At 63.6% G+C, this 21,664-nt stretch carries 16 protein-coding genes; 5 read left to right on the forward strand and 11 right to left on the reverse strand.

The window, feature by feature from the left end; genetic code table 11:
* Positions 1 to 37 precede the first annotated feature (37 nt).
* The 7 genes from bcsA to bcsB are packed head-to-tail and all read right to left on the reverse strand — an operon-like array spanning position 38 to position 13,036.
* On the reverse strand, positions 38 to 2,599 hold the full coding sequence (gene bcsA, locus D7S89_RS20590) for a UDP-forming cellulose synthase catalytic subunit (protein WP_425470859.1): 2,562 nt from the start codon (positions 2,597 to 2,599) through the stop codon (positions 38 to 40).
* A complete protein-coding gene (bcsQ, locus tag D7S89_RS20595; protein ID WP_121280592.1) occupies positions 2,596 to 3,375 on the reverse strand; it encodes a cellulose biosynthesis protein BcsQ in 780 nt (259 codons plus the stop codon). The genes bcsA and bcsQ overlap by 4 nt, the downstream gene beginning before the upstream one ends.
* A complete protein-coding gene (locus D7S89_RS20600; RefSeq protein WP_121280594.1) occupies positions 3,372 to 3,581 on the reverse strand; it encodes a hypothetical protein in 210 nt (69 codons plus the stop codon). Before D7S89_RS20600 ends, bcsQ begins: the two co-directional genes overlap by 4 nt.
* Positions 3,578 to 5,668 (reverse strand): cellulose biosynthesis protein BcsE, encoded by a 2,091-nt coding sequence (gene bcsE, locus D7S89_RS20605; RefSeq protein ID WP_121280596.1) that lies wholly within the window; start codon positions 5,666 to 5,668, stop codon positions 3,578 to 3,580. Before bcsE ends, D7S89_RS20600 begins: the two co-directional genes overlap by 4 nt.
* Positions 5,669 to 5,672: 4 nt before the next feature.
* On the reverse strand, positions 5,673 to 9,575 hold the full coding sequence (locus tag D7S89_RS20610; protein WP_121280598.1) for a cellulose synthase subunit BcsC-related outer membrane protein: 3,903 nt from the start codon (positions 9,573 to 9,575) through the stop codon (positions 5,673 to 5,675).
* Positions 9,542 to 10,795, reverse strand: coding sequence for a cellulose synthase complex periplasmic endoglucanase BcsZ (gene bcsZ / locus D7S89_RS20615; RefSeq protein ID WP_121280599.1), 1,254 nt, complete (start codon positions 10,793 to 10,795; stop codon positions 9,542 to 9,544). Before bcsZ ends, D7S89_RS20610 begins: the two co-directional genes overlap by 34 nt.
* Before the next feature lie 3 nt (positions 10,796 to 10,798).
* On the reverse strand, positions 10,799 to 13,036 hold the full coding sequence (bcsB, locus tag D7S89_RS20620; RefSeq protein ID WP_425470863.1) for a cellulose biosynthesis cyclic di-GMP-binding regulatory protein BcsB: 2,238 nt from the start codon (positions 13,034 to 13,036) through the stop codon (positions 10,799 to 10,801).
* A 375-nt stretch (positions 13,037 to 13,411) separates the two neighbouring features.
* Between bcsB and D7S89_RS20625 the strand changes: the two genes are divergently transcribed.
* The 3 genes from D7S89_RS20625 (at position 13,412) to flhC (ending at position 15,138) form a co-directional block, all read left to right on the forward strand.
* Positions 13,412 to 13,828, forward strand: coding sequence for a diacylglycerol kinase (locus tag D7S89_RS20625; protein ID WP_121280603.1), 417 nt, complete (start codon positions 13,412 to 13,414; stop codon positions 13,826 to 13,828).
* A gap of 406 nt (positions 13,829 to 14,234) precedes the next feature.
* Positions 14,235 to 14,555, forward strand: coding sequence for a flagellar transcriptional regulator FlhD (gene flhD / locus D7S89_RS20630; protein ID WP_121280605.1), 321 nt, complete (start codon positions 14,235 to 14,237; stop codon positions 14,553 to 14,555).
* A gap of 16 nt (positions 14,556 to 14,571) precedes the next feature.
* On the forward strand, positions 14,572 to 15,138 hold the full coding sequence (gene flhC / locus D7S89_RS20635; protein ID WP_121280722.1) for a flagellar transcriptional regulator FlhC: 567 nt from the start codon (positions 14,572 to 14,574) through the stop codon (positions 15,136 to 15,138).
* A gap of 300 nt (positions 15,139 to 15,438) precedes the next feature.
* Here the strand turns inward: flhC and D7S89_RS20640 are convergent, their stop codons facing one another.
* Together D7S89_RS20640 and D7S89_RS27535 are read right to left on the reverse strand one after the other, a co-directional pair.
* Positions 15,439 to 15,840 carry a nuclear transport factor 2 family protein gene (locus tag D7S89_RS20640; RefSeq protein WP_121280607.1) on the reverse strand — a complete coding sequence of 134 codons (402 nt, stop codon included), beginning with the start codon at positions 15,838 to 15,840 and terminating at the stop codon, positions 15,439 to 15,441.
* A gap of 1,229 nt (positions 15,841 to 17,069) precedes the next feature.
* Entirely contained in the window at positions 17,070 to 17,444 is a 375-nt protein-coding gene (locus D7S89_RS27535) for a hypothetical protein (RefSeq protein ID WP_183085297.1), read from the reverse strand.
* On the opposite strand from D7S89_RS27535, the gene D7S89_RS20645 reads away from it, so the two are divergent.
* Positions 17,434 to 19,044 carry a hypothetical protein gene (locus D7S89_RS20645; protein WP_245983099.1) on the forward strand — a complete coding sequence of 537 codons (1,611 nt, stop codon included), beginning with the start codon at positions 17,434 to 17,436 and terminating at the stop codon, positions 19,042 to 19,044. The two genes, D7S89_RS27535 and D7S89_RS20645, sit on opposite strands and share 11 nt — an antisense overlap.
* A gap of 114 nt (positions 19,045 to 19,158) precedes the next feature.
* Here the strand turns inward: D7S89_RS20645 and D7S89_RS20650 are convergent, their stop codons facing one another.
* Complete coding sequence (locus D7S89_RS20650) at positions 19,159 to 19,821, reverse strand: glutathione S-transferase family protein (RefSeq protein WP_121280726.1); 663 nt, start codon at positions 19,819 to 19,821, stop codon at positions 19,159 to 19,161.
* A gap of 10 nt (positions 19,822 to 19,831) precedes the next feature.
* Positions 19,832 to 20,569 (reverse strand): NIPSNAP family protein, encoded by a 738-nt coding sequence (locus D7S89_RS20655; RefSeq protein ID WP_121280609.1) that lies wholly within the window; start codon positions 20,567 to 20,569, stop codon positions 19,832 to 19,834.
* 106 nt (positions 20,570 to 20,675) lie between these two features.
* Here D7S89_RS20655 and D7S89_RS20660 point away from each other — a divergent pair, with 106 nt between their 5' ends.
* Entirely contained in the window at positions 20,676 to 21,653 is a 978-nt protein-coding gene (locus D7S89_RS20660) for a helix-turn-helix transcriptional regulator (protein WP_121280611.1), read from the forward strand.
* Positions 21,654 to 21,664: the final 11 nt, after the last annotated feature.

The raw sequence follows: 21,664 nt of genomic DNA on the forward strand, positions 1-21,664 counted from the left end.
GGGTTCCGTCATCGGGCAGCAGTCCACTTGTCCCGGTTCAATAGCGCGCGCGTTCGGGCGCCAGCCACGCGCGCAGCGCACGCGACACGTTGCGAGCGAGGCGCGCATAGCCCTCGATACCCATCAGCAACACTTCCTTCAAGCCTGCCAGCGGCGCGTCCTCTTCGGTCAGCTCGCGCCGGTTCAGCCATGCATCGGCGCGGCCGAACGTGCATTGCACGAGCTGGCGTTCCTGCTCCAGTGTCAGCGCTTCGAATCGCACGCCGAGATTGCTGCCCGCATAGCGGGTCACGCTGACGGGAAAGCTGAACAGGCGATCGCCACGGCTCAACGACACGTGGAGCGTATCGCCGATCGCGAGGCCCAGATCGGCGCTCGGTAACTGAAGGCCCAGGCCCCCCGTCGAGTAGTCGCTGGTCGTGCAAGCAACCGTCGTGCCGTCCGTCAGCAACAACGTGGCCGGCACGCGCAACGCAATACGGTGCGTCACACGCACTTGCTTCGCCTCGCTGGCGACACTGATCGCCGCTCCGAGCAGCACCAGGTTGTAGATCGTCCAGACGATATTCAACGTGATCGTCGACAGCTCGTCGCCGGACGCAACCATCAGCCGATAACCGCCGAGCAGCAGCGCAAGCCCGTTCAACGCAAGCAGCACGAGGTACGGCTTCGACACGGCCCAGTCGAAATAGCCTTCGTCGATGCGGCCGCCCTTGTCGGTCACATTGAACTTGCCATGCTTGGGGCTGAAGAACGCGAACGTCGTCGGCAAGGCGATGTACCAGGCAAGCACCGATTCGTAGACTTCAGCCCAGAACGAATGTCGAAACTGCCCCTGCATACGCGAGTTCGCGATGTTCGACAGCACGATGTACGGCAGCACGAAGCTCGCGATCGAAATGGCCGACGCATTGATGAAGTAGAGCCTGAAGAACAGGTACGCCATCGGCATCATGAGAAAGATCAGCCGCGGCACGCCGTAGAAGAAGTGCAGCATCGCATTGCCGTAGCACAGACGCTGAAAGAAGCCGAGGCCACGCCCGAGGAACGGGTTGTCGATGCGGAAAATCTGCGCCATGCCGCGCGCCCAGCGCGTGCGCTGCTTGATGTGGCCCGCGAGGCTTTCGGTCGCGAGACCCGCGGCCTGCACGGTCGGCAGATAGGCTGTCGTATAGCCGCGCCGATGCAGCTTGAGCGCGGTGTGCGCGTCTTCGGTCACGGTCTCGACGGCGATGCCGCCCACTTCCTCCAGCGGCCCGCGCTTGATGACCGCACACGAACCGCAGAAGAACGAGGCGTTCCACAGGTCGTTGCCCGTCTGCACGAGGCCGTAAAAAAGCTCGCCTTCGTTCGGTACGCGGCGGAACGTGCCGAGGTTGCGCTCGAACGGGTCCGGCGAGAAGAAGTGATGCGGAGTCTGCACCATCGCGCACTTCGGGTCGCGCAGAAACGTGCCCATCGTCATCTGCAGGAACGAGCGTGTCGGCACGTGATCGCAGTCGAAGATCGCAATGTATTCGCCGTGCGTGCGCGCGAGGGCGCGATTGATGTTGCCGGCCTTCGCGAAGCGATTGTCGTCGCGCGTCAGATAGCCGATGCCGGCCGCGCGTGCAAACGCTTCGAATTCGGGGCGGCGTCCGTCGTCGAGCACATACACACGCAGCTTGTCGGCCGGCCAGTCGACCCCTTGTGCCGCGAACACCGCGGGCCGCACGACCGCCAGCGGTTCGTTGTAGGTCGGGATGTAGATGTCGACGCTCGGCCATTGCGACGAATCGGGCGGCATCTGCGCGACCGTGCGATTGAGCGGCCACGCCGTCTGGACAACGCCGAACGCAAGGATCATCCACGTGTACGCTTCGGCGCCGAGCAGCGCGTAGCCGACGATCGCCTCAACCGAGGTCTGGAAGTCGAGCGTTTGTGTCACGCGCCACCAGACGTAGCGGCCCATCGCGAGCAGCGCCAGCGCGGCGAGCAGCAACACCGGCAGCCGTCCCGGCAAGCGCCGGATCACGAGCGCGAAGGCCACCGTCACGGCGAAGAACTCGAACTGCGGGCCCGGCCGCAGCGGCGAAAAGCCGACGCCGACCCACAACACGAGGCCCAGCGCGACCAGCAGCAGCAACAGCCAGCGGATGTGGCCCACGCGCTGCGTCACACGTTCGAGGCCGCTTCCCCAGCGCTGCCAAGGCAGCCACGCCAGCGTCGCTTCGACCCGATGCCATACGGCGCGCACGGCGACAAACACAGGGACGAGCGTTACGTCGATCCAGCGCAGCACTTCACTCGCACGCCGCACGTTGGCGGTACGGTGCGCCTTGGGTGGACGCACGAATGCTCGCCAGAGCCAGCCGCGCCAGTCGTGTGGATCGAGCACGCCCCACTTGCGGGCCAGGCCGAGCAGCACGGTTTGCACCCAGCGGCGCGCGTAGTCAGGCTTGCCTGGCGCCGACGGCATGAAGAAGAGCCGCACGAACCAATCGAGCACCGTGCGTTCGCGCGGCAACCCGAGGCCCGTGGCGAACCACTCGACGATGCGGGTAAGCCACGCGCGTGGCGGACGATGCGTGGCGGGCTTCGTCTGTTGCATCTCGTTCATCCCTTGCGCGTGACGCCGCGGGCCGCGACAGGGCCGAGCCACGTGTCGAGCCAGTTCGCGAGACCTTGCAGGTCATGCGCGGCCTGCGAATGCGGCGCATCGTCGAAGAACCACGTACCGCGAGCGAACGCTTCGGGCATGGCGGCATCGAGGTGCACGCGCTGATCGAGCGTCGTCGTTGCGCCAACGGCAGCCTGCAGCAGCGAGAGTGCATCGCGCTGCATGTCCCGCGCCGGGTTCAGCCGGTTCACCACGATTTGCAGGTGCGCGCTTGCGCGTCGCAGCGGCGCGAGGTGACGCACGAGCGTGGCGCACGCGGCGGGCTCCGGTGGCGTCAGACACAACACGAGGTCGGCGCAACGCACCGCATGCGCGGCCTGCGGCGACGGATAGCGCGGCGTATCGACGAACGCAACCGCGCTATCGGGCAAATCGATCTGCGCGAGCGCCTGCGCTAGCCAGCGAGGCTCCGAAACGAGCCGCGCTTCACTGGCGGTACGCTCATCGAGTGCAAGCTCGCCATGCGGCGCGAACAGCACGCCTTCGTCGTTGCGCCACGTATGCTCGCGCCACGGGGCGGTACGGCCCAGCATTGCATCGGCAAGCCCCACCTTTGAAAACGTGTCGAGCCCGAGGTGGGCGCCGAGCAGGTTCTGCGGATCGAAGTCGACTGCGACCACCGCACGGCGCCGCCGCGCGAGCAGCACGGCCAGCGCCGCAGTCAGCGTCGTTCGTCCTGTGCCGCCGGCCGTCGACACGAGCGCGATCGTCTTCATCGTGTCGCCTCCTCAACATGATCGGCCTCAGGCAGCAGCCGACCATTGAGCACCACAGGCTCGATTTCAACCACGACGGCGTCACGCGGATCGAAGCGCTTCGCATCCACCCAGCCTTGGCGCGCACGGACGCGCTGAAGCCCGATCCATGCCGGCACCGCGCCCACTACGCCGGCTGCGAAGCACAGCAGCAAGAAGGTCGTCATGTCGTTTCTCCCCGGCCGCGTACGAGCGGCATCATATGGCGCTCGGCGCGGCGCCGCGGCATGGCCATGGATGTTGGCGCGCGCTCGGCCGCTTGGGCGTCGGTGCCACGGTTGGCGTCGGCGGCGGCTTCGTTTTCGGTACCCGGATCGGCATCGCTATTGGCACGGACCGACTCTCCGTCGATGTGCGCCAGGATGGCTTCGACCGCCTGCAATTGCGAGGCCGCCTCACGCGCCCGTTCGATGTCGTGCTTGCGCGGGCCGACCTTGAGACCCGCCTTGCCGCTGGCACGTTGCGCAGGCGTCGAAGCCGAAGCCGAAGCCGAAACGGCCACCGCGACTTGCGTCGAGGCCGCAGGAAAGACATCGCTGTAATCGGCAATCGGCGCGCGGCGATTCGCCTCGGCGAGCGCCTTGACTTCGCGCGCGATACTGGCTTCGGCCAAGTAGACGAGCCGATCGGACCAGCGCTCGACCGGCACGTCGAAGATGTGCGCAAGCGCTGCATCGGCATCGGGTAGCCGGCATGCGAACAAGAACACATACAGATTGGCCTCATCAGCCGTGAATACGTCGCCCGCGCGGCGCGGCTTGCAACTCTTCATCGCCTCGAGGTGCGACACCTGCGGCAGCAGCGGCAGCTTCGCGAGCACGTGAGGCAGGCTCAATTGCGCGCCACGCTCGAGCACGGCCTGAGCCCGCTCGCAAAACGCTGCAACGGGCAGGTAGCCACGCACGGCGTCGGTCAGCGCGGCCGCCAGCGCGGCCTTGTAGTCGGTCGCGACGGGGCGCGTGTCGACCTGGCCTTGCAGCGAGCGCAGCAACGATTGCACACGCGAGAACGGCAGATCACGCCCCAACAGCAGATTGGCGCCGAGACTCAGCAGCAACAACTCGTACTGATGACGCAGCACCTCGCCTCGTTCGACGACGACGATCTTAAGCGCGCGGCCGCATTGGCGCCGCAGCGTGTGCACGGTTGCGCACAATGCCTCGAGGCTCGCGCCGTCGGTGTAGTCGAGCAGCACCGTCGTCGCAACAGCACCCGTGCACGCCACGTGCACGGCATCGTAATCGTCGGCGACCGTCCACTCGGCCGGCACCCAGCGTTCATCTCTCACGACGGCCCGCGTCGCGACGACGCGCTCTTCATCGCCGGCAAGCCGCGACATGGCTGCTTGCGCGGCCGGCGCGGCCGCGAGTTCGGGGGCAACCGTCAAACGCCCGGCCTCGGTGAAGCGCAGCGAATGAACTTCGCCGGTCGTAAGCGCATGGCCGGAACGCCAAAAGTCGACGCGCCACAACAGCTCGCCGTGCGTGCGATGCAGGTGCGCGACACCCGTGCACGCTCCATGGAATTCGCGCCGGTCCGCGGAATTCGCGTGCATCGAGAAGCGATCTTCACGCGCCAGGGCGTCTTTGTCTGCGCCTGCCTCGGCATCGAGGGTCGAGTCGAGCAGCAGCACGAGCGTGATCTTGCGCGCCTCGCACCAGTTCGCCAGCAGACGCCCTTCGCGAGCGAGCACGTCGGGGTCGCTCCAGGTAAACCAACGCTCGGCATGCTCGACGAAATACAGTGCGTGCGAACGGAAGCCGAAGCGCTTGAGCGCACGCAACGCCCCGAACAGGTGGGCGAATGCCGGCCGTGCAGCGTGCGAAGACGCCCGTTCGTTCGCTGGTTCCGCGTGCTCTGCCGCCTGACTTGCCTGCGGCATCGCCAGTACGTTCAAGCGTCGCGGCCACCCAAGCGCCGCGACGCCCGGCGCGAAGCCGCGCTCGCGCATCCGCTCCGCTGCGGCCGCGCGCGTGCTGGCAAGCACGACGGTCACATGGCGCGAGCGCGCCTCGCGCACGGTATCCCACAGCAAGGCATTGCAACCGGGCCAGCCCATGCGCGCATAGATCGCGTACAAGCGCCCAGGGCTCAGATCGGCGAGCTGGTCGGGAAGTGCATCGATGGCGAGCCGGTTCGCCTCGGTCGCGCGCAGCGCGAACGCATCGCGCACCGCAGCGACGAGCGACGCCCGCCTCTCTGAAGTGGACGCATCGGCACGGATCGGATCGGGACTCACGCGAGGTCTTTGCATTCGTCTAATAACTTGAATATAGACGCACGGGCGACAGCCAGAAGCTGTCATCGTCCTTGCGCGCATTGAACGAGTAACGCACGTACACCATCGCCGAACTCGGCGCGTAGTCGTGAGCATGGTCGATCGCGACGCGTGCCCCCGCGACGACGTGTCCGTTGAAGCGGTACTGCACCATGCCGCTGACGCCGTATGAGAAGCCGAGCGCACTCGAGCCGCCGGCATGGACGAGGTCGCCGAAGCTTTGCCCGGGCGGCAGCCCGGCACCGCTGGGCAAGCCGTCCGGGTAGTACGGCGAATCCTTCTCATACGAGTTCGACACGCCGACCGTCGTCGTCACATCCCACTTGAGCCCGCCCTGCTTGCCCGCCCATTCGATCGGCACGCCCAGCGACAAATAGCGCTGCGGGCTGTAGTAGCCGCCTTGACCGTAGGTATAAAAACGCAGGTTCCTCGTGTAGTGCCAGGCATTGCCGACGAGCCCCGTGTTGAACCGCATGTTCGCGCGCTCGTACACCGGCACCATGAAGCCCGTGCGCAGGGTGATCTCCTGATTGTCGGCGACATGACGGCCCGTGAGCTCGCCAGCCCCGACCTCGGAGAAGACGTTGACGCGGCCGATGTCGATGCTCGTCCGCCAATCGACGCCGTCGCGGCGCACGCCGCCCCATACGGCATGCGTCCAGGGATCGCGCAGCCCCGCGTAGGACAGCTCGCTGCTGGTCTCCGGCCGCCGCGACGCGCTGACCGAGAAGCTCGCCGGGCCCGCATCGAAGCGGTAGCGCACCCCACCGACCAGGTAATGGACAGGAAAGCCGAGCGGCGTCGTGCCGACGTCGAAGCGCCACGCATCGGAGGTATATCCCGTGCCGATCGCGACGCCATTCGCACGCTGATGCAGATCGGTGTCAGCGACAGGCGGCAGTGCCTTCCCGCTGTCGACGAACGCCGAATACGTGCCGAACGTCTGCAACGCGTAGGTCGGCGGGTTCGTGACGTCGAGCGTACCTGCATCGAGATGCACGGCATCCAGGTGCACGAAGAAGTGCCCATCGTAGCGATACGGAATCTGCACGTAGACCGGCACCTGCTGCGCGTGATAGTCGGAAGCGCCGGCATCGCCCGACTTGTAGGCCGGCATCCAACCCACCTCGACCTCGGGATCGCGACGCTGCTCGAGGTCGTCCAACGCGGCCTGCGCAGGCGTGGCGTCGGACCCGCGTGCGCCGATGCCAGCGGCACGCTCCTGCGTCAACGACACGCGGTAAAGCGCGGCAGCCTGCTCGTAGTGTCCCGTGTCGGCAGCCAGCCGGCCCGCCTCGACGGTCACGTCGGGCCGCGCCGGATAGGCATCGCGTAGCGCGGACGTGATGCGCTCGGCCTGCGCGGGACGGCGCAGCGCTGCGAGCCGCCGGGCGGCCGACAAGCGCGTCTCGACATCCTCGGGCGGCGTTGCCTCGAGCACTTGTTCGACGATGGCGAGCGCTTCGTCTTGCTGGCCGCTCTGCTCGAACACGCGAGCCAGCGCGAGCTGCGCATCAGCGTCGTCGGGCGTGCGTGCGAGCACAGGCGCCAATGCGGCCTGCGCGGCCGCGTAATGCCCCTGTGTTCGTTCGAGATCGGCCAGTTCGAGCGCGTAGCGCTTATCGCGCTTGCCAGCCGAACTCGCCTGCGCGAGCGTGCGCCGCGCACGCGCAAAGTCGCGCTGCTCGAGCGCCGCGTCAGTCTCGCGCAGCACTAGACGCAGCGCTTGGTCTTCGAGGCGCTGCGTCTGCTCCGCCGTCAGATGCGGGTCGCCACGCAAGTCGTCGAGCCACGCTCGAAGCGTGTCGTTGCGTCCCGCACTGCCGAGCAGGTCGCCATAACGCAAGCGCACGTCGGCATCGACTTCGCGCGGATGCCCGGCCATCCAGTCGCGCATGAGCGTCAGGCCGCGGTCGGCCTGCCCTTCGCCGATGAGCAGCGCAGCAACCGACGCTGTCATGGACGCATCGTCGGCACCGAGCGTACGCGCGCGCTCGAACGCGTCGCGCGCCGCATCTTGCGCGCCGTTTGCGAACGCTCGCCGCGCATCGGCCAGCGCTTGCTCCGCATCGAGCCTGCGTGCGAGCGCATGCATGCCTTCGCTACGCGCGGCCTCGGGCACCGGTGCCAACACGGCCTGTGCACCGGCCACATCGTCGATCGAATTGCGGTAAAGCGCGCTCGCATAGCGCATCTCAGGGGACGACGACACGGCGATGCCCTCGTCCATGACGGCTCGGCCCAACTGCGGCAAGCCGAGGTCGCGATATAGACGCGCGAGCGCAAAGCGTGTCCACGGCGCATCGGGCGCCACGCGCAATGCCGCTTCGTAGCGTTGCGCGGCCGGGCCACGCTTGCCTGCCGCGGCGAGGCGCTGGGCGTCGTTCGCAAGCGCGTCGGCGCGCAGCTGCGCAAGTCCCGCACGCTCATCGGCCGCGTGAAAGCGCGTTTGCAGCGCATCGAGCAACGGACCGACCTCGTCGGCTCGGCCGGTGTCTTGCAGCAATGTCTGCATGCTGCGCGCCGCGCCCAGGCTCGGCTCGCGTGCCGTCAGCAACTCACGAAGCAATGGCTCAGCGGCATGCCAGTTGCGCTCGGCAAGCCACGCATCGGCCAGCATCAGCTTCGCCTGCGTATTCGACTCATCCATCGACAAAGCAGCCTTGGCCGCCTGCTCGGCGTCCTGGGGGCGGCCGGCTTCAGCCGCCTGTCGTCCCTGCGCCAGCGTGCCCCACAGCAGCGCGGTGCGCGCGAGGCTTTCCCATTTCGCGCGGTCGACGCCGTTCAATGCCGCCGCCCGTTGAAACAGCTCGCGCGCTTCCCCATGCCGCGCTTGACGCAAGCGCACGAGCCCAAGGCCACCCACCGCCTGTTCGTCGTGCGCACGGTTTTGTGCCGCGCGTGACAGCAGAGGATCTGCCGCGGCCAGATCGCCATGCGCGAGTGCGCGCAGGCCCTGCTGTTCGGCGATGTAATCGGGCTCGCGCTCGAGTGCGCGCTGCGCCTCGAGTCGGGCCTGAAGGTGGGCTACGCGCTCGCCGAATTCGCTATCGCCCGGGACCATCGAAAGGTAGGCACGCAACGCATCGAGATAGGCCGGATCTTCGCCGGCCAAGCTGAGCACGTTGCGCCAGGCATTCATGGCAGCGGTATGGTCGACATCGGTGCGACGCGCCAGGCTCCAGGCCAAACGGTTCGCCTCGGCGCGTGTTTCGCTTCGGTCATCGAGCAAAGCGACAAGCGCAAGCGCTGCGTCGGTGTCGCTCGCATCGGCCGCCACGCGCTGCCGCAACGCGGCCACCGCCTGCGCATAGCCGGCAGGCGTGCCCGCGAGAACGCGGTAATACTCGGCGCCCAGCGCACCCGCCGGCGCGCCGTGCGGAAACAGCGCGGTGAGCCGGCGCGTCGCTTCCTGCGTCTGCCCACTGCGCGCGTACAGGCGAATCATCGCGAGCGCTTCGCGGCCATTCGTTGCCGCATGGAATTCGTCCTCGAGTCGCAGCGTCGCCGGGACATTCGGCGCGAGCGTCTTCAATCGCGCGAGCGTCGTCTGTGCCGTGCGCGCATCGCCGAGCCGCAGGTCGATGCGGATCGCCTCGCCCAGCAGCACCGTATCGTCGGGCGCGATCAACAACGCTTTGCGCAGGGCTTGCCGCGCGAGGTCATCGCGATGCTTGGCCGACCACATGCGCGCCGTCGCGAGCAGACGCGCGGCCGGTGTCGCAGCACCCGCGGTCCCGGCCGACTGCCCGTCGACAGACGAAGCGGACGACTCGGCATACGCTGCGCCCGCCAACGCGATGCACGTGGCGAACCACGCGAGCCTCGCCGTCGCGCGTCGCGCGCGGATCAACGCGCCCCCGCGCCGCACGGCCCGCTCCATCGAACGTCGAGCGTGCCGTCAGGCGCAAAACGATAGCGGCCGTCGCGCCATCCGAGGCCGAACAACGTCAGCACACTCGTGTAGTAGCCGGGCGCATGCTGGGCGTCGAGCGTATCGACGCGTGCGGCCTGAGCGTCCGTCAGCGCCGATTGCCCGTGCGCCGTCAGGAACGGCACGGCCGCCGCAGAGAAGCCGGCGTTGCCGAGATGGTCGCCAGGGGCGGCCGTCGCCGTATCGATCTTTTCGGGCGGTGCGCCATGCGTGGCGACGTATTGAGCGAACGGCGAGAAATGCGCGACGAGATCGGCTGCGCCGTCCGCCTGCGAGTCGAGCATGCCCGCCCACAGATAAACGCGAATCGCATCGTAGCTGCCCTGCGCCGGCGCCTCGGGGCCGGACGTGAAGCCGCGCCCGCTCCGATACAGCACCCAGTCGGGCGCGAAACCGCGCGGCGCCGTTTCGCGCAGTACCTTCGCCGCGCTCGCGGCAAGACGTGGCCAGCGGGCATCGTCGGTCATCCTTGCCCCGATGCCGCGTATCACTTGCAGCGGCATATAGCTGGGGTTCAGGCGCCAGGTGTTCGGCGCCGGATGAAAGCCCACCGGGCCAGGCAGCAAGGTCAGGCCCAGCCCCGGCAGTGCCGCGGTTTCCTCGTCGAGCACGCGCTTGGCCAGTACGGTGCCGCGCGCCGTGTAACTGCGCTCATGCCATAAGCGGCCGGCTTCGAGCAGCGCATAGGCGATCCAGAGATCCGCATCGGAGGCTGAATTCGCATCGAGCACGGCCCAGCGGCCATCTTTCGCGTGGCCCCACAGCCATGCGGGCAAGTGAGCGGTCAGATCGCCTTGCGCGAGGTTGTTCTCGGTCCAATGCAAGATCGTGTCGAATGCCTCGCGGTCGTCGGCGACGAGCGCAAAGAAGAGCGCATAGGACTGCCCCTCCGATACCGTGCGCTCGTCGGCCGAGCCGACGTCGATCACGCGCCCGTCAGGCGCTACGAAATCGTGCTTGAACTGCGCCCAGCGCGGCCACACCGGCTGGCAGGCGCCATGCGTCGCGCCCGCGGCATCCGCCATGCTGGCGGCCCGCGCCGCTCCAGCAGACTCGGCCGCGTTCGCTGCGCCAAGCGCTGCCACGCTGGCCAGCACGCCGGCCACGACACGGCTCGACGCCCAGCTCGACACGTCCAACCGCAAGTGCCGCTTCGTCAGGAGCCGCATCGGTCAGAGCCCCCGACGTCGTGCGGACAGCTCCTGCAGCGCTGTAAACGCGCCGATCGCAAGCAACAGGCCAGCGATGGCCCCCAGCACGCCGAGCAGAATCGGATGGCGCATCGCGTGCCCCCAGATCTGCGCATACCAGGGCACATAGCCGACGACATACGTATCATGCACACGCATGCTGTCGACGCGCCCATCGCGCACGACGGCGACATCGCCCTGCACCTGCGCAATGCGTCCCGGCTTCTCGAAGACGTCGAGCAGCCCGATGAGACGCGCACTGTCGGTGCCCGTCAGCGCGACGACGCTATGGCCATCGCTGCCCGGCAGCTCGAAGCCGAGCAGCGCCGCGAGCGGACCGCTTTCGTCGAGCCGCACGCTGCCTTCATCGACCTGCGTGCCGTTGCGCCAGTACTCCTTGACCGAGAATGCCGTCCGAGCGATGTGGCCGCCCGGTGTGGCCGCAATCGCCAACGGCAACGCGTGCCCCCAGGCGTCAGGCAGCACGCCGGAGGTGCTGTCGCCGATCACGAGCAAGTCCTTCGCCGCCACGCGCGGCACCGCATCGGGACGCACGATCTGGACCCGCAACGCGGGAAAGCCGGTCCATTGGCCCATATGCCCAAGCATCGTCAGCAGCGTCTCGAGATCCTGTGCCGATGGCTGGCGCGGCACGACGACGGCCGTCTGCGCGAGGTCGGCATAGCGCGTGAACGGAAAGCCGCTATTGGCGAAATACGCGAGGTTCGGCATGCGCGCGTAGTGGACGAAGTGCGAGAAGTCGATCGTCGAATCGGGATCGATGGCCGCCCGGGCCGGGTTCTGCGCGACACCCTCGCACAGCGCCGACTTCTGCGACTCGAGATTGAACGTCAGCTGAAGCTGGTTCGCACTGCCCACCCGAAATGCCGGGATGTCGAGCGCGTTGCTCGTGCGCGCATCGGCGTTCGCCAACAACGGCAACTGCAGACGGCCCTGCGTGTTCTCCGCATTGGCCGGCGGCAGCCGGTACGACTTGACGAGCTGTTCGTTGATCGCGATCGCGAGCGCCGAATTGTTCTGCACCGTGGGCGCCGTATAGCGGTACTTGAGATTCATCGGCACGCCCTGACCGGTCCACGAATAGAGGTCGGCCGGCACGCGCAAGTTCAAGCGGATCGCGTCGGGACGGCTGCCGCTGACCTGCAGCTGGCTCGGGTCGTCGACGAGCGACTTGAACGGGATCGGCTTGCCGAGCGGCAGCCAGCGCGGTGCGTCGTAGGGCTTGCGCGGCGCACCGATATCGACTTGGGCGACGTGCGCAGACGAACCCGACAACGCCGCTTTGCCGAGCACGAGCGCATCGGCGGCCCGCTCCACTTCGGCGGCGTCGCGCCCGGTAACGACGAGCAGCTTCCTGTGCTCCGCAGCCGGATTGTCGACGACGATCAGCATCGGCCCATCGATGGCCGGCAGCGTAAGACCGGCCGGCAACTGGGCGCGCGTGCCCACGACGATGGCATGCGCATCGGACGGTAGCGCGCTCATGACCGGAAAGCGCGCCTGACGATAGTCGGCCAGCGCGCCGAACCACGAAGCGAGCACGCCTGCGCTCTTGAGCATCGCGTCGTCGGGTGCGGCAGGCAGCACGAACGGCAGACGCAGACGGCTGACGTCACGCCGATCGAAGAATGGCGCCGGTAGCAGGGCCAGGTCGTTGGGCAGCGTCAAAGGCGCCGTATCGAGGATGACTTCGCTCGTGGGGCTCACGTCCGCCCAGAGCGTGGAGTTGTCCGGGTCTTCGCAATGATCGAGCGAGTAATGCGCGATAAGCCGCAAATCGAGCTGGTTGTAGTCGGCGAAGAAACGCGGGTCGAGCGCGATGTCTTGCGTCAGCATCTGCCCTGCGTGCTCGCGATCGAACGGTACCGTCGCCACGGCTTCGCCGTTGATCAGCACCTTCATATGCGAAATGGGAAACACGAGCGCCGGCGAATACGTGTAGCGCAGACGCAACTTCGCAGCCGTCACGACGCGATCGAGCGGGACACCGACGTTGACGGTGCGCGCATCTTCGACGCCGCGCAGATGCATCGGCAAGTAGGCGCCCAATGCGGCAAAGGGGAGCTCGAGCGTCGACGATGAAGTGGTAGCGAAAGCGCTGGCAGCCGATGGTGCCGCAATGGCGGCCGGCACAACCGCGAAACAGACCGCGCTCGCAAGCGCTTTGAACCACAAGGGAATTGATGAGACGAATTTCATGAACAGCTTGGTTGTATGCGGGCTAGCTGCGCTGATCGCTTCGACCACCTTGGCCATACGCTCCCTCGCATAGAAAAAGTCGGCAACTGGCAGCGACGCGAACGTGTCGTTCGTTTCGTTATATACGACAATTCGAGCGAAAACTTTACAGGCCGTCAAGCAACCAAGCCAGGAACGGCAAGGACATCAAGTACTCCGAAGCAAAGGGGCGCACGACCACGCGCTTGATAGCACTGCCTCACGTCAATTGGACAAATCGCCCCGTCTGTCCAATTGACGAAAAATGGGGCAGGATAGCAGAGATATCCTTGGCAAACCCATCTGTGTCCAAGCCCTTCGTGCTGGATACAACATCCTCAAGAAGAACTAACTTTCATGAGCCGTCGCCCCGATTCGCCCTCCCCCAAGTCCCCGAAACACAGCGGCTTGTTGCACCTCTTCTTCGCGCTCAAACATTCGGTGCAAGGCATCCGGGCCACATTGCGTGCCGAAAGCGCGTTTCGTCAGGAGGTTGCGGTGGCTGCGGTTGCCGTGCCGGTCGCCGCGCTCCTGCCCGTCACAGCGGTCGAGCACGTGATGCTGATCGTGTCGGTGCTACTCGTTCTGCTGGTCGAACTGCTCAATTCCGCCATCGAAGCGGCAATCGACCGCATCTCACTCGATCGCCACGAGCTCTCCGGGCGTGCCAAAGACTGCGGCAGCGCCGCAGTGGCAATAGCGTTGCTGATCTGCGTCGTGACGTGGGGCCTGCTGTGCGGCCCGCTGCTCATTCAGTGGCTCAGTCGTCACTGACACCGCATTGCCGATGATGCGTCACAGCGCCCCATCAGGGGGAATGGAAATAATTACCCACCCCCCGTTTAAAGCCTTCATTTTTCTTTCAAATCAAGCACCTATCGAGCGCCCGCCAGCGCCTGTCAGGCATACACTTGATTTGACTCGGTCAAGTTTTCTTGTTACGCCGAGATGAAAAAATTGCCGAAAACCCTTAATTCGCTTTTTTCGTACATTTTATTGGGAAGGGATTGCTTTCGTGCCTGGCCCTTCTTAGAATGCGTCTCACGCGGTTGTTACAAGATGTAACTCGATGTATCAAATGCCGCACAGGGCGAAGCAAGAAATCATCAGGCCCGGTCAGACAAAAATTACACGGTACTAATTACCGGCTTTGTTAAACGGGGGCTTCGGAAAGTGAGCCATGAACCGCAGCAAAGAAACGCTGGACTCGATCCGCGAAATTAACCTGTCGTACATCATGCTTGCGCAGCGCATGCTGCGTGAGGACAAGGCCATCGGCATGTTCCGGTTGGGCCTGTCGTCGGAACTGGCGGATCTGCTTGCCGGGCTCACGCTCGCGCAAAGCGTGAAGCTTGCATCGTCCGATCATTTGCTGTGCTTCTTCCGCTTCAACGATCACGCGATGCTATCGGCGTTGACGCAAACGGCGAAGAATACCGACGTTGCCGCCACGCATACTGCGATCCTGCTTGCGGGCCAACCGGCTGAACAATTCGCCTGAATGAAGGTGTGAGATGGTGCAGAAGAAGAGCCTCACCGAAGACGCCCAGGAAGTATTCCGCGCGATCGCGCTGATCGAACTGGGCGCGCGCATGCAAGTGCTCGAGAGCGAGCTCACGCTGTCGCGCGACCGGATGATACGTCTTTATCGCGAGATCAAGGGAGCCTCGCCGCCGAAGGGCATGCTGCCCTTCTCGGCCGACTGGTATATGACGTGGCTCGCGAACATCCACGCGTCGCTCTTCTACAACACTTACGTATTCCTGAAGAATCAGGCGGGCTGCTCGCACCTCGATGCCCTGACCAAAGGCTATCGCCTGTATCTCGAACATTGCCGCCATAGCCAGGCGGAGGCCGTGCTCGATCTGACGCGCGCCTGGACGCTCGTGCGCTTTTTCGACGCAGACATTCTTCAGCTCACGCCTTGCTGCCGGTGCAGCGGCAAGTTCGTGGCCCACAAGCACGAGTTGCAACACAACGTCGTATGCGGTGCATGCCAGCCGCCTTCGCGCGCCGGCAAGACCAAGAAGGCCGCTGCGGCCAAGGAAATGGCAACGGCCGTCGAGCCCGCCATCGCCGCATAAGCCGCAAAAGGCAGTCGATCCGCGAGCTAACGCCGCGCACGTGACCGGTTTCGGTCAGGTGCGCGGCGTTTGGCTTTTTCAGCCAGTCAGATGCATGAGCTCTAATCTGGACGAACGCGGTATTTATTCATACAAATAAGCCGCGCACTTGCGGCGAATCGCCACGCACGGAAATATTTACTTATTTATTTAGCCGGCGAAGTACCCATTGAAGCTAAAGCCCCCCCCCGATTTACCCTAATACCCGCGGTAATTTTGTCGCGCCGCATGAAGCCCGATGATGCTTAGGGCTCCGTTGGACTACGCGTACTTGTCGCCGACCGTGCTGCGAACCGGATGCGTGTCGTAAACGATGGTCATCTTTTCGATCAGTCCATCTTCGTCGAATTCGAATACGTCGACGCACTCGAAGCGGACGGCGGAGCCGTCCTTGAGGCCCCAGTCGTACACGAAATAGCCCGTCGCCCGCCTCGCGCCCGTCGTGCTGACGCAGATGTCGATGAGGGTGATCTTGCTTTGCCCCGACGCCGCGCTGACCTTGGCAAAGAAGGGCTCAGGCTCCATCCAGCCGAGAAACGGCGAGAAGATCTGGGCGTTGCGCGTGAACAACGCGCAAATCGCGGCGACATCGCCGCGTTCGAGCTCGTGCAGATAGGCACGGATCTGCTGCGTATATCGCGATTCCGGCGATGTCGTCGTCATTGCTGCTCCCCGATCGTTCGTTAGCGACGCGGCTCATTCGGATGAACCATGCACGCAGTGCAGCGACTATACCTGTTGCAAATTGTCTTCGAAATGAGCAGCACTTGTCTCCGACGCTATTTCTCGCTCGAAATCGCCGACATCGACTGTGAGACAAAAATCCCCCGCGATATTCGGGTCGAACTCCAAACAGATTCAAGCTTTGAACCGCATGGAAATTTTTACCCCCATTAATCTGGCACCAGCCACAAGTCCAAGGTGATCAATTAGATCATTTCAGGAAATTAGATCACCATCTTTTGCAATTATCGCAAAGAGCCAGATCAATAAACCTATCACTCGGCGGTAACCATTCGAACAATTCGGGGGGGACAGGCTCCCCCTCCCCACTCCAGGCTCCATGCCTGCCCGCCGCTGCCTCGCCGATCGGAAAAAAGTCTGTTGAATGCCTTGCTGCGCAAGCATTTTGACGCCAACACCCGACACGCCTCGATAATTATTTCCAGCGCCAGATCGCCAAACAGATAATCATCACTCAAATGATGTCATTTTTTCCATTTAATTTCTTTTGACCCAAATCAGATTGCTCATGTAGCATACGGCCGGCCTAATTCATCAGATTCTACGTTGCAAAAGGGTCGCACAGTGCCTCATTCATCAGTCACAAATCCTCCCATATTCGCCAACCCGCACTGGCGGATTAATGCTAGAAGCTTTCTTAACAAGGCATTATCCGCGTCACTCCTATTACTTTTGAGCATCACCACGCTGTGGACTTCGAGCGCTCATGCTCAAAGCACGCTCTACGTAAATGGGGTCACCTATACGCTTTGCGCACAAGAGAACCAGTTCTGTTCGTTCACCGGGACCGCAAACGTCGTCTTCGGCACCAGCACCCAGTACAACGTCAACGGACCATTTACGAATGGTGTGAACTGTGCGAATGGCGTCGTCTCTCACACGGATCCGGCCTACGGGTCCCCGAAGAGCTGCTGGTATGGCGCTTCGACGTCGAGCAGCACCAACACGAGCACAAGCTCGAGCCCAAGCACCGGCACATCGACGCCGTCGACGACCTCGTGGACCAAATGTGCGTCTGAGAATGGCTACTGCTCGTTCACGGGGACGGTGAATGTCCTCTACGGCGCCAGCACGACCGCCAGCAACATGACCAAGAGCTTCACCAATGGTGTGACCTGCTCGAATGCAGCGTTCGGTAACGATCCCGCCTACGGCACCACGAAGAGTTGCTGGATTCCGTCATCGGGCACCACCGCCGCGACTTCCGGTTCGACCCCGCCGGCATCGGGTTCAACCTCGCCGACCACGGGCTCGACATCGACGACATCGGGCTCAACCTCGACGTCGCCTACGTCGCCGACATCGACGACACCAACATCAACCACGAACTCCGCATCGAACCCGACATCGACCGGCACCCTCACCTGCTCCGCGCCCACCGCGGCCGCAGGTGGCAGCACCAACGGCCTGATCTCCGCCGATACGCCGAGCTCGGATGGGACGCGCCTGTTCGCCGCGGGCAGCACGTTCAAGCTGTCACTCGTCACTAACGCGCCGGCATCCGACTCCGTCGTGTGGTCCATCCAGGATCATGTCGGCAACATCAAGGGCAGCGGCACATTCCCCGTTGCAGCCGGTGCGCAGACGAACACGCTCTCGTGCCAGTCCTCCCTCGGCGGCTACTTCGCCGTGACCGCGACGCTGACCCATGCGGGCGGCACCTTGCCGCAAGCCGGCACCCGTCCGACCGGTATCGCCACGTTCGGCATCCTGCCCAACGTATCGGGTATCGTGCCGGCCGTGACGTTCGCGCATCAAGATCAGCATCGCTTCGGGATGCAAGGCTTCAACAGCAATGCGGCCGCCCTGTCGGACCTTGGCGTGTCGCAAACGATCGACGACCGCGAGCTCTCCGCCATGGAGCCCAACGGACCCAACACGTGGACCCCGTCGCTCTCCGGACTCAACCCGTCCTACACGAGCGGCAAGACCATGCGCCTCGTTCGCCTCGACGGCATTCCCGCGTGGGCCAGCCCGACCGGGGCATTCCAGGACGACACGAACGCCCCGACGAATCTCACCTACTACCGGAGCTACATGTCCCGCGTCGGCACGGATACGGAGGCGATTCGCAAGACCTACTTCCCGAGCCAGCTGAATAATTACTACCAGGTGACGTGGGAACCGCAGTGGGTCGATTCGCCCTCGAACTTCGTCTCGATGTATGCCGCCGTCTACGCCGGCCTGCACTCGACGGACCCGAACGCTGTCGTCATGGGCACGACCAACCCGTTCCCGGCGAACTGCCAGACCCAATGCACGAGCGGCTATCTGCAAACCTACGCCGCACTGGGATTGGGCCAGTACATCGACGGCATCACGACGCACGGCTACTACAACGCGGGCACTTACCCGGCGCATCCGCCCGAGTTGTACGACACGGACCCGAACCCGGCGAACGTCGCCAACGCGCTCGACAAGCAGATGCAGGCGCTGCGCGCGGAAATGCAGTCGGTCAAGCCGAACATGAAGCTCTGGTCGACCGAACTCGGCATCAGTTACGACGCCGGCGCGGCTTACGGTCCGAACTACCCGTCGGCCAACCAGTTGTATGCTCAGGCCGCCGTTGCCGCGCGCGCGCATCTGATCATCCTTGGGGAAGGCGCGCAGGTAACGTACTTCTTCTATGGGCCCGACTACCCGGGTGAAGTCGGATACGGTTCGTTCTTCGACATCGTCGATCCGCAGGGCCAATACGGCGCAACGAACCTGAGCCCCAAGCCGGAAGCCATGGCATTCGCCGCGATGACGCGCATCATCGATGGCACGCAGACACTCGGACGCCTGAAAGGCTTGCCGTCGATGGTGTATGGCTACGCGTTCCAGCAACTCGGGGGCAGTACCGTCATCACCGCGTTGTGGACGCATAACAACGCGCAATGGCCCACTTCGGCGGGTAGCTATAGCCCGACCTACAGCACCAACTACGCGTTGACCGTCGATGCAAGCGGCACCAGCGGCAATGTGACGGTGCTCGACATCATGGGCAATGCGAGTACCGTCCCTTACACGAATGGCGTGGTCAATCTGAAGCTGACCGAGTCGCCGATCTACGTCGTGTCGTCGAACGCGTCCGTGATGAAGGCCAACGCCACAGTGCCTGTCGGTTACACGGGGCAATAAGGGTCGCGGGGAACGTAGCAGCACCCAGCGAAAAAGAGCGCTGAAATAGGACCTGCCAAGTGCCGACGGTGCTTGGCAGGTTTTTTTTCGGGTGCGCGTATTCCGTGGAGGCGGCTAGTTCAGGCCGACAAGAAAATCGGGGACCGCACTTCCAATCGAGGCAAGATATCCCGCCATCGCACCGGCAACTTTTCGCACGGCAGGACGTGCGGTCATCCGTTCACGCCAAGCCAGCAGGTTGGGCGTCTCTCCTGTCATCGGCGCTCCCTTGCGCGCGCCGAACAGCTGCGCCATGTAAAACGCAATGTCGGCATAAGAATAGGTTTCGGCCAGAAATTCTCGATTCGCAAGAACTCGTTCCATACGTCGATAGTATTGCCACGCTTCGTTGCGCGCGGTCTGCGCCGCAGGATCGTCCGGCGTATTCTCGAGCCCCATCAGTCGGACAATGTGCGGAAAATAGATCTCATCGCTGCAGTGTTCGAGCTGACGCGCCATGGCGCGCGCCCCTGGATGCGCCGGCCATAAGGCAGGAGTGGGCTTCAGGTCTTCCAGGTACTCGAATATTTGCGTGGAATCGAAAATCTCCAGGTTGCCGTCTATCAGCACCGGCACCTGGCGCTTCGGATTGATGCGCAATACATCCGGATGTTTGGGATCGTAACCGCGCAGCTGGTCGAACGGAGTCATCACCAGTTCGAAGTCGATACCCTTCTCGTGCGCCGCAATCTCGACCTTGGCACCGAACATACTTAGGGGTCCGGAAATTATCTTCATGTGCATTCCTTCACGCGTGGGTAGCCGAGCGAGCAGTGGGCACGAGCCGATGCGTCTCGGTAAGCCGAACCGGCCAGTGCGCCAGTTGGGGAGCAACCTCGCGCGCCCATAGGTTCGAACGGCCAAATTCGTCGAAACGTGCGAGGTCGGGAAACACCGCAATGCCCATCAACACCTGCTCATTCGCTCGAACCGGCAATCGAGGAAAATTGTTTTCGCGCGGCTCAGTGACGTACCACCCCTGGGCTGCGGCACCGCCAGCGTCAAGAACGCTCTGCATGCGTTCGCGGCAAAACGCCAGAAACTGCGCTGATGCTGGCTCGTTTAGATAGAAGATCGTTATATCGACAAATCCCGGCGGTATCGCCACAGCGTCTTGGCCCGCTCGACGAGTCAGGTCGATGGGTAGGTGTGCGCCCTCCCAGGCTGGGCGCAACAACAATACGTTATCCGAATCGATCATCGTGGCGTTGGCCGCGTTTCTATGCGTTTGCCAGGTGGGGCCACCGTAAAAATCCGTTAGGCCGCTCAGGCGGGTCTCCATGCTCTCGAACCCTCGCAGCCAGACAAACAGATCAGGGTGATCGAGGTCGCGGAATTGCCCCATGACCGTCATGCCGACCGATTCTTGTGTCTCGACAAGCTCACGATCGAAGAGATCGATCAACACGTCACGTTTGTGGGGATGAAGGGTGTATTGGCGTAGTTCGACGACCTCGAGTTGCTTGCCGTGAATGCTCTCGTTCATGTTTGACCTTCGCATTGATCATCGATCGATCAGATTAGGAATGCGGCAAATCATAAGTCCGATAACATGACACCTTATGTCAGGTATTTGAGGTAAGGGGCCATTGATGAAAGCCAGCCGCCTTTTGTCGATCATGATGATGCTGCAAGCACGCGGGCGCATGACAGCACCGGCTTTGGCCGAGGCATTGGAAGTTTCCGAGCGCACGATCTTGCGCGATATCGATCAGCTGTCCACAGCTGGCGTGCCTATCTGGGGGGATCGAGGTCGCAACGGGGGATTTCAATTGCGCGAGGGTTGGAGTACCGATCTCACAGGGCTCACAGAGCACGAAGCGCACGCGCTGTTTCTGGCCGGTTTGCCTGGGCCGGCGACAGAACTGGGCTTGGACGGCATGGCAACCTCTGCGCGGCTGAAGATGATTGCCAGCCTGCCTCCGGACGCGCGCGAGCAGGCTGATCGTGTCGCCAGCCGACTGCACATCGATACTGTCGATTGGTACCGTGCGCAAGAAACCCCGTTATTTCTGCGTGAAGTCGCCGATGCCGTGTGGAGTTCGTATCGTATCGAAGTGAAGTATGAGAGTTGGCGTGGTTTATCGCATCGCGAACTCGAGCCGCTCGGTCTGGTGCTCAAGGGGGGGGCCTGGTACCTGATTGCCAAGGTGGTGGGCAGGCCTGGCGCACTGACCTTTCGGCTAGCGAATATTTGTGAACTCAAGTCCTCCCGCCGCCGTTTCAAGCGGCCTGCGCGATTCGATCTGGCGAAGCACTGGCGTGACGCCATGAACCGGTACGAGACCGATCTTTATCGGTTGACGGCACATATCGCCGTGTCGCCGCGCGCCGAGAATTGGTTGGCCAACGCGCGTATCAAAACCGCTCCTGTTTTGCAGGATGCAGGTAGTCCAGACGTGCCGCCAGGATGGAAAGAGTTTTTGATGCCCATCGAATCCATCGAGCATGGTGTGCGGAAGCTGCTGGGATACGGTTCAAATTTGAAAATCGTAGGGCCGCAGGAGCTCAAGAATAAATTGATGGAAGAGTTGTCGCAGGTGACAGCGCTCTATAAGAGGAAAGCGTAATCGGAGAACAC

It is taken from the genome of Trinickia fusca (assembly GCF_003628145.1).
Lineage (GTDB): Bacteria > Pseudomonadota > Gammaproteobacteria > Burkholderiales > Burkholderiaceae > Trinickia > Trinickia fusca.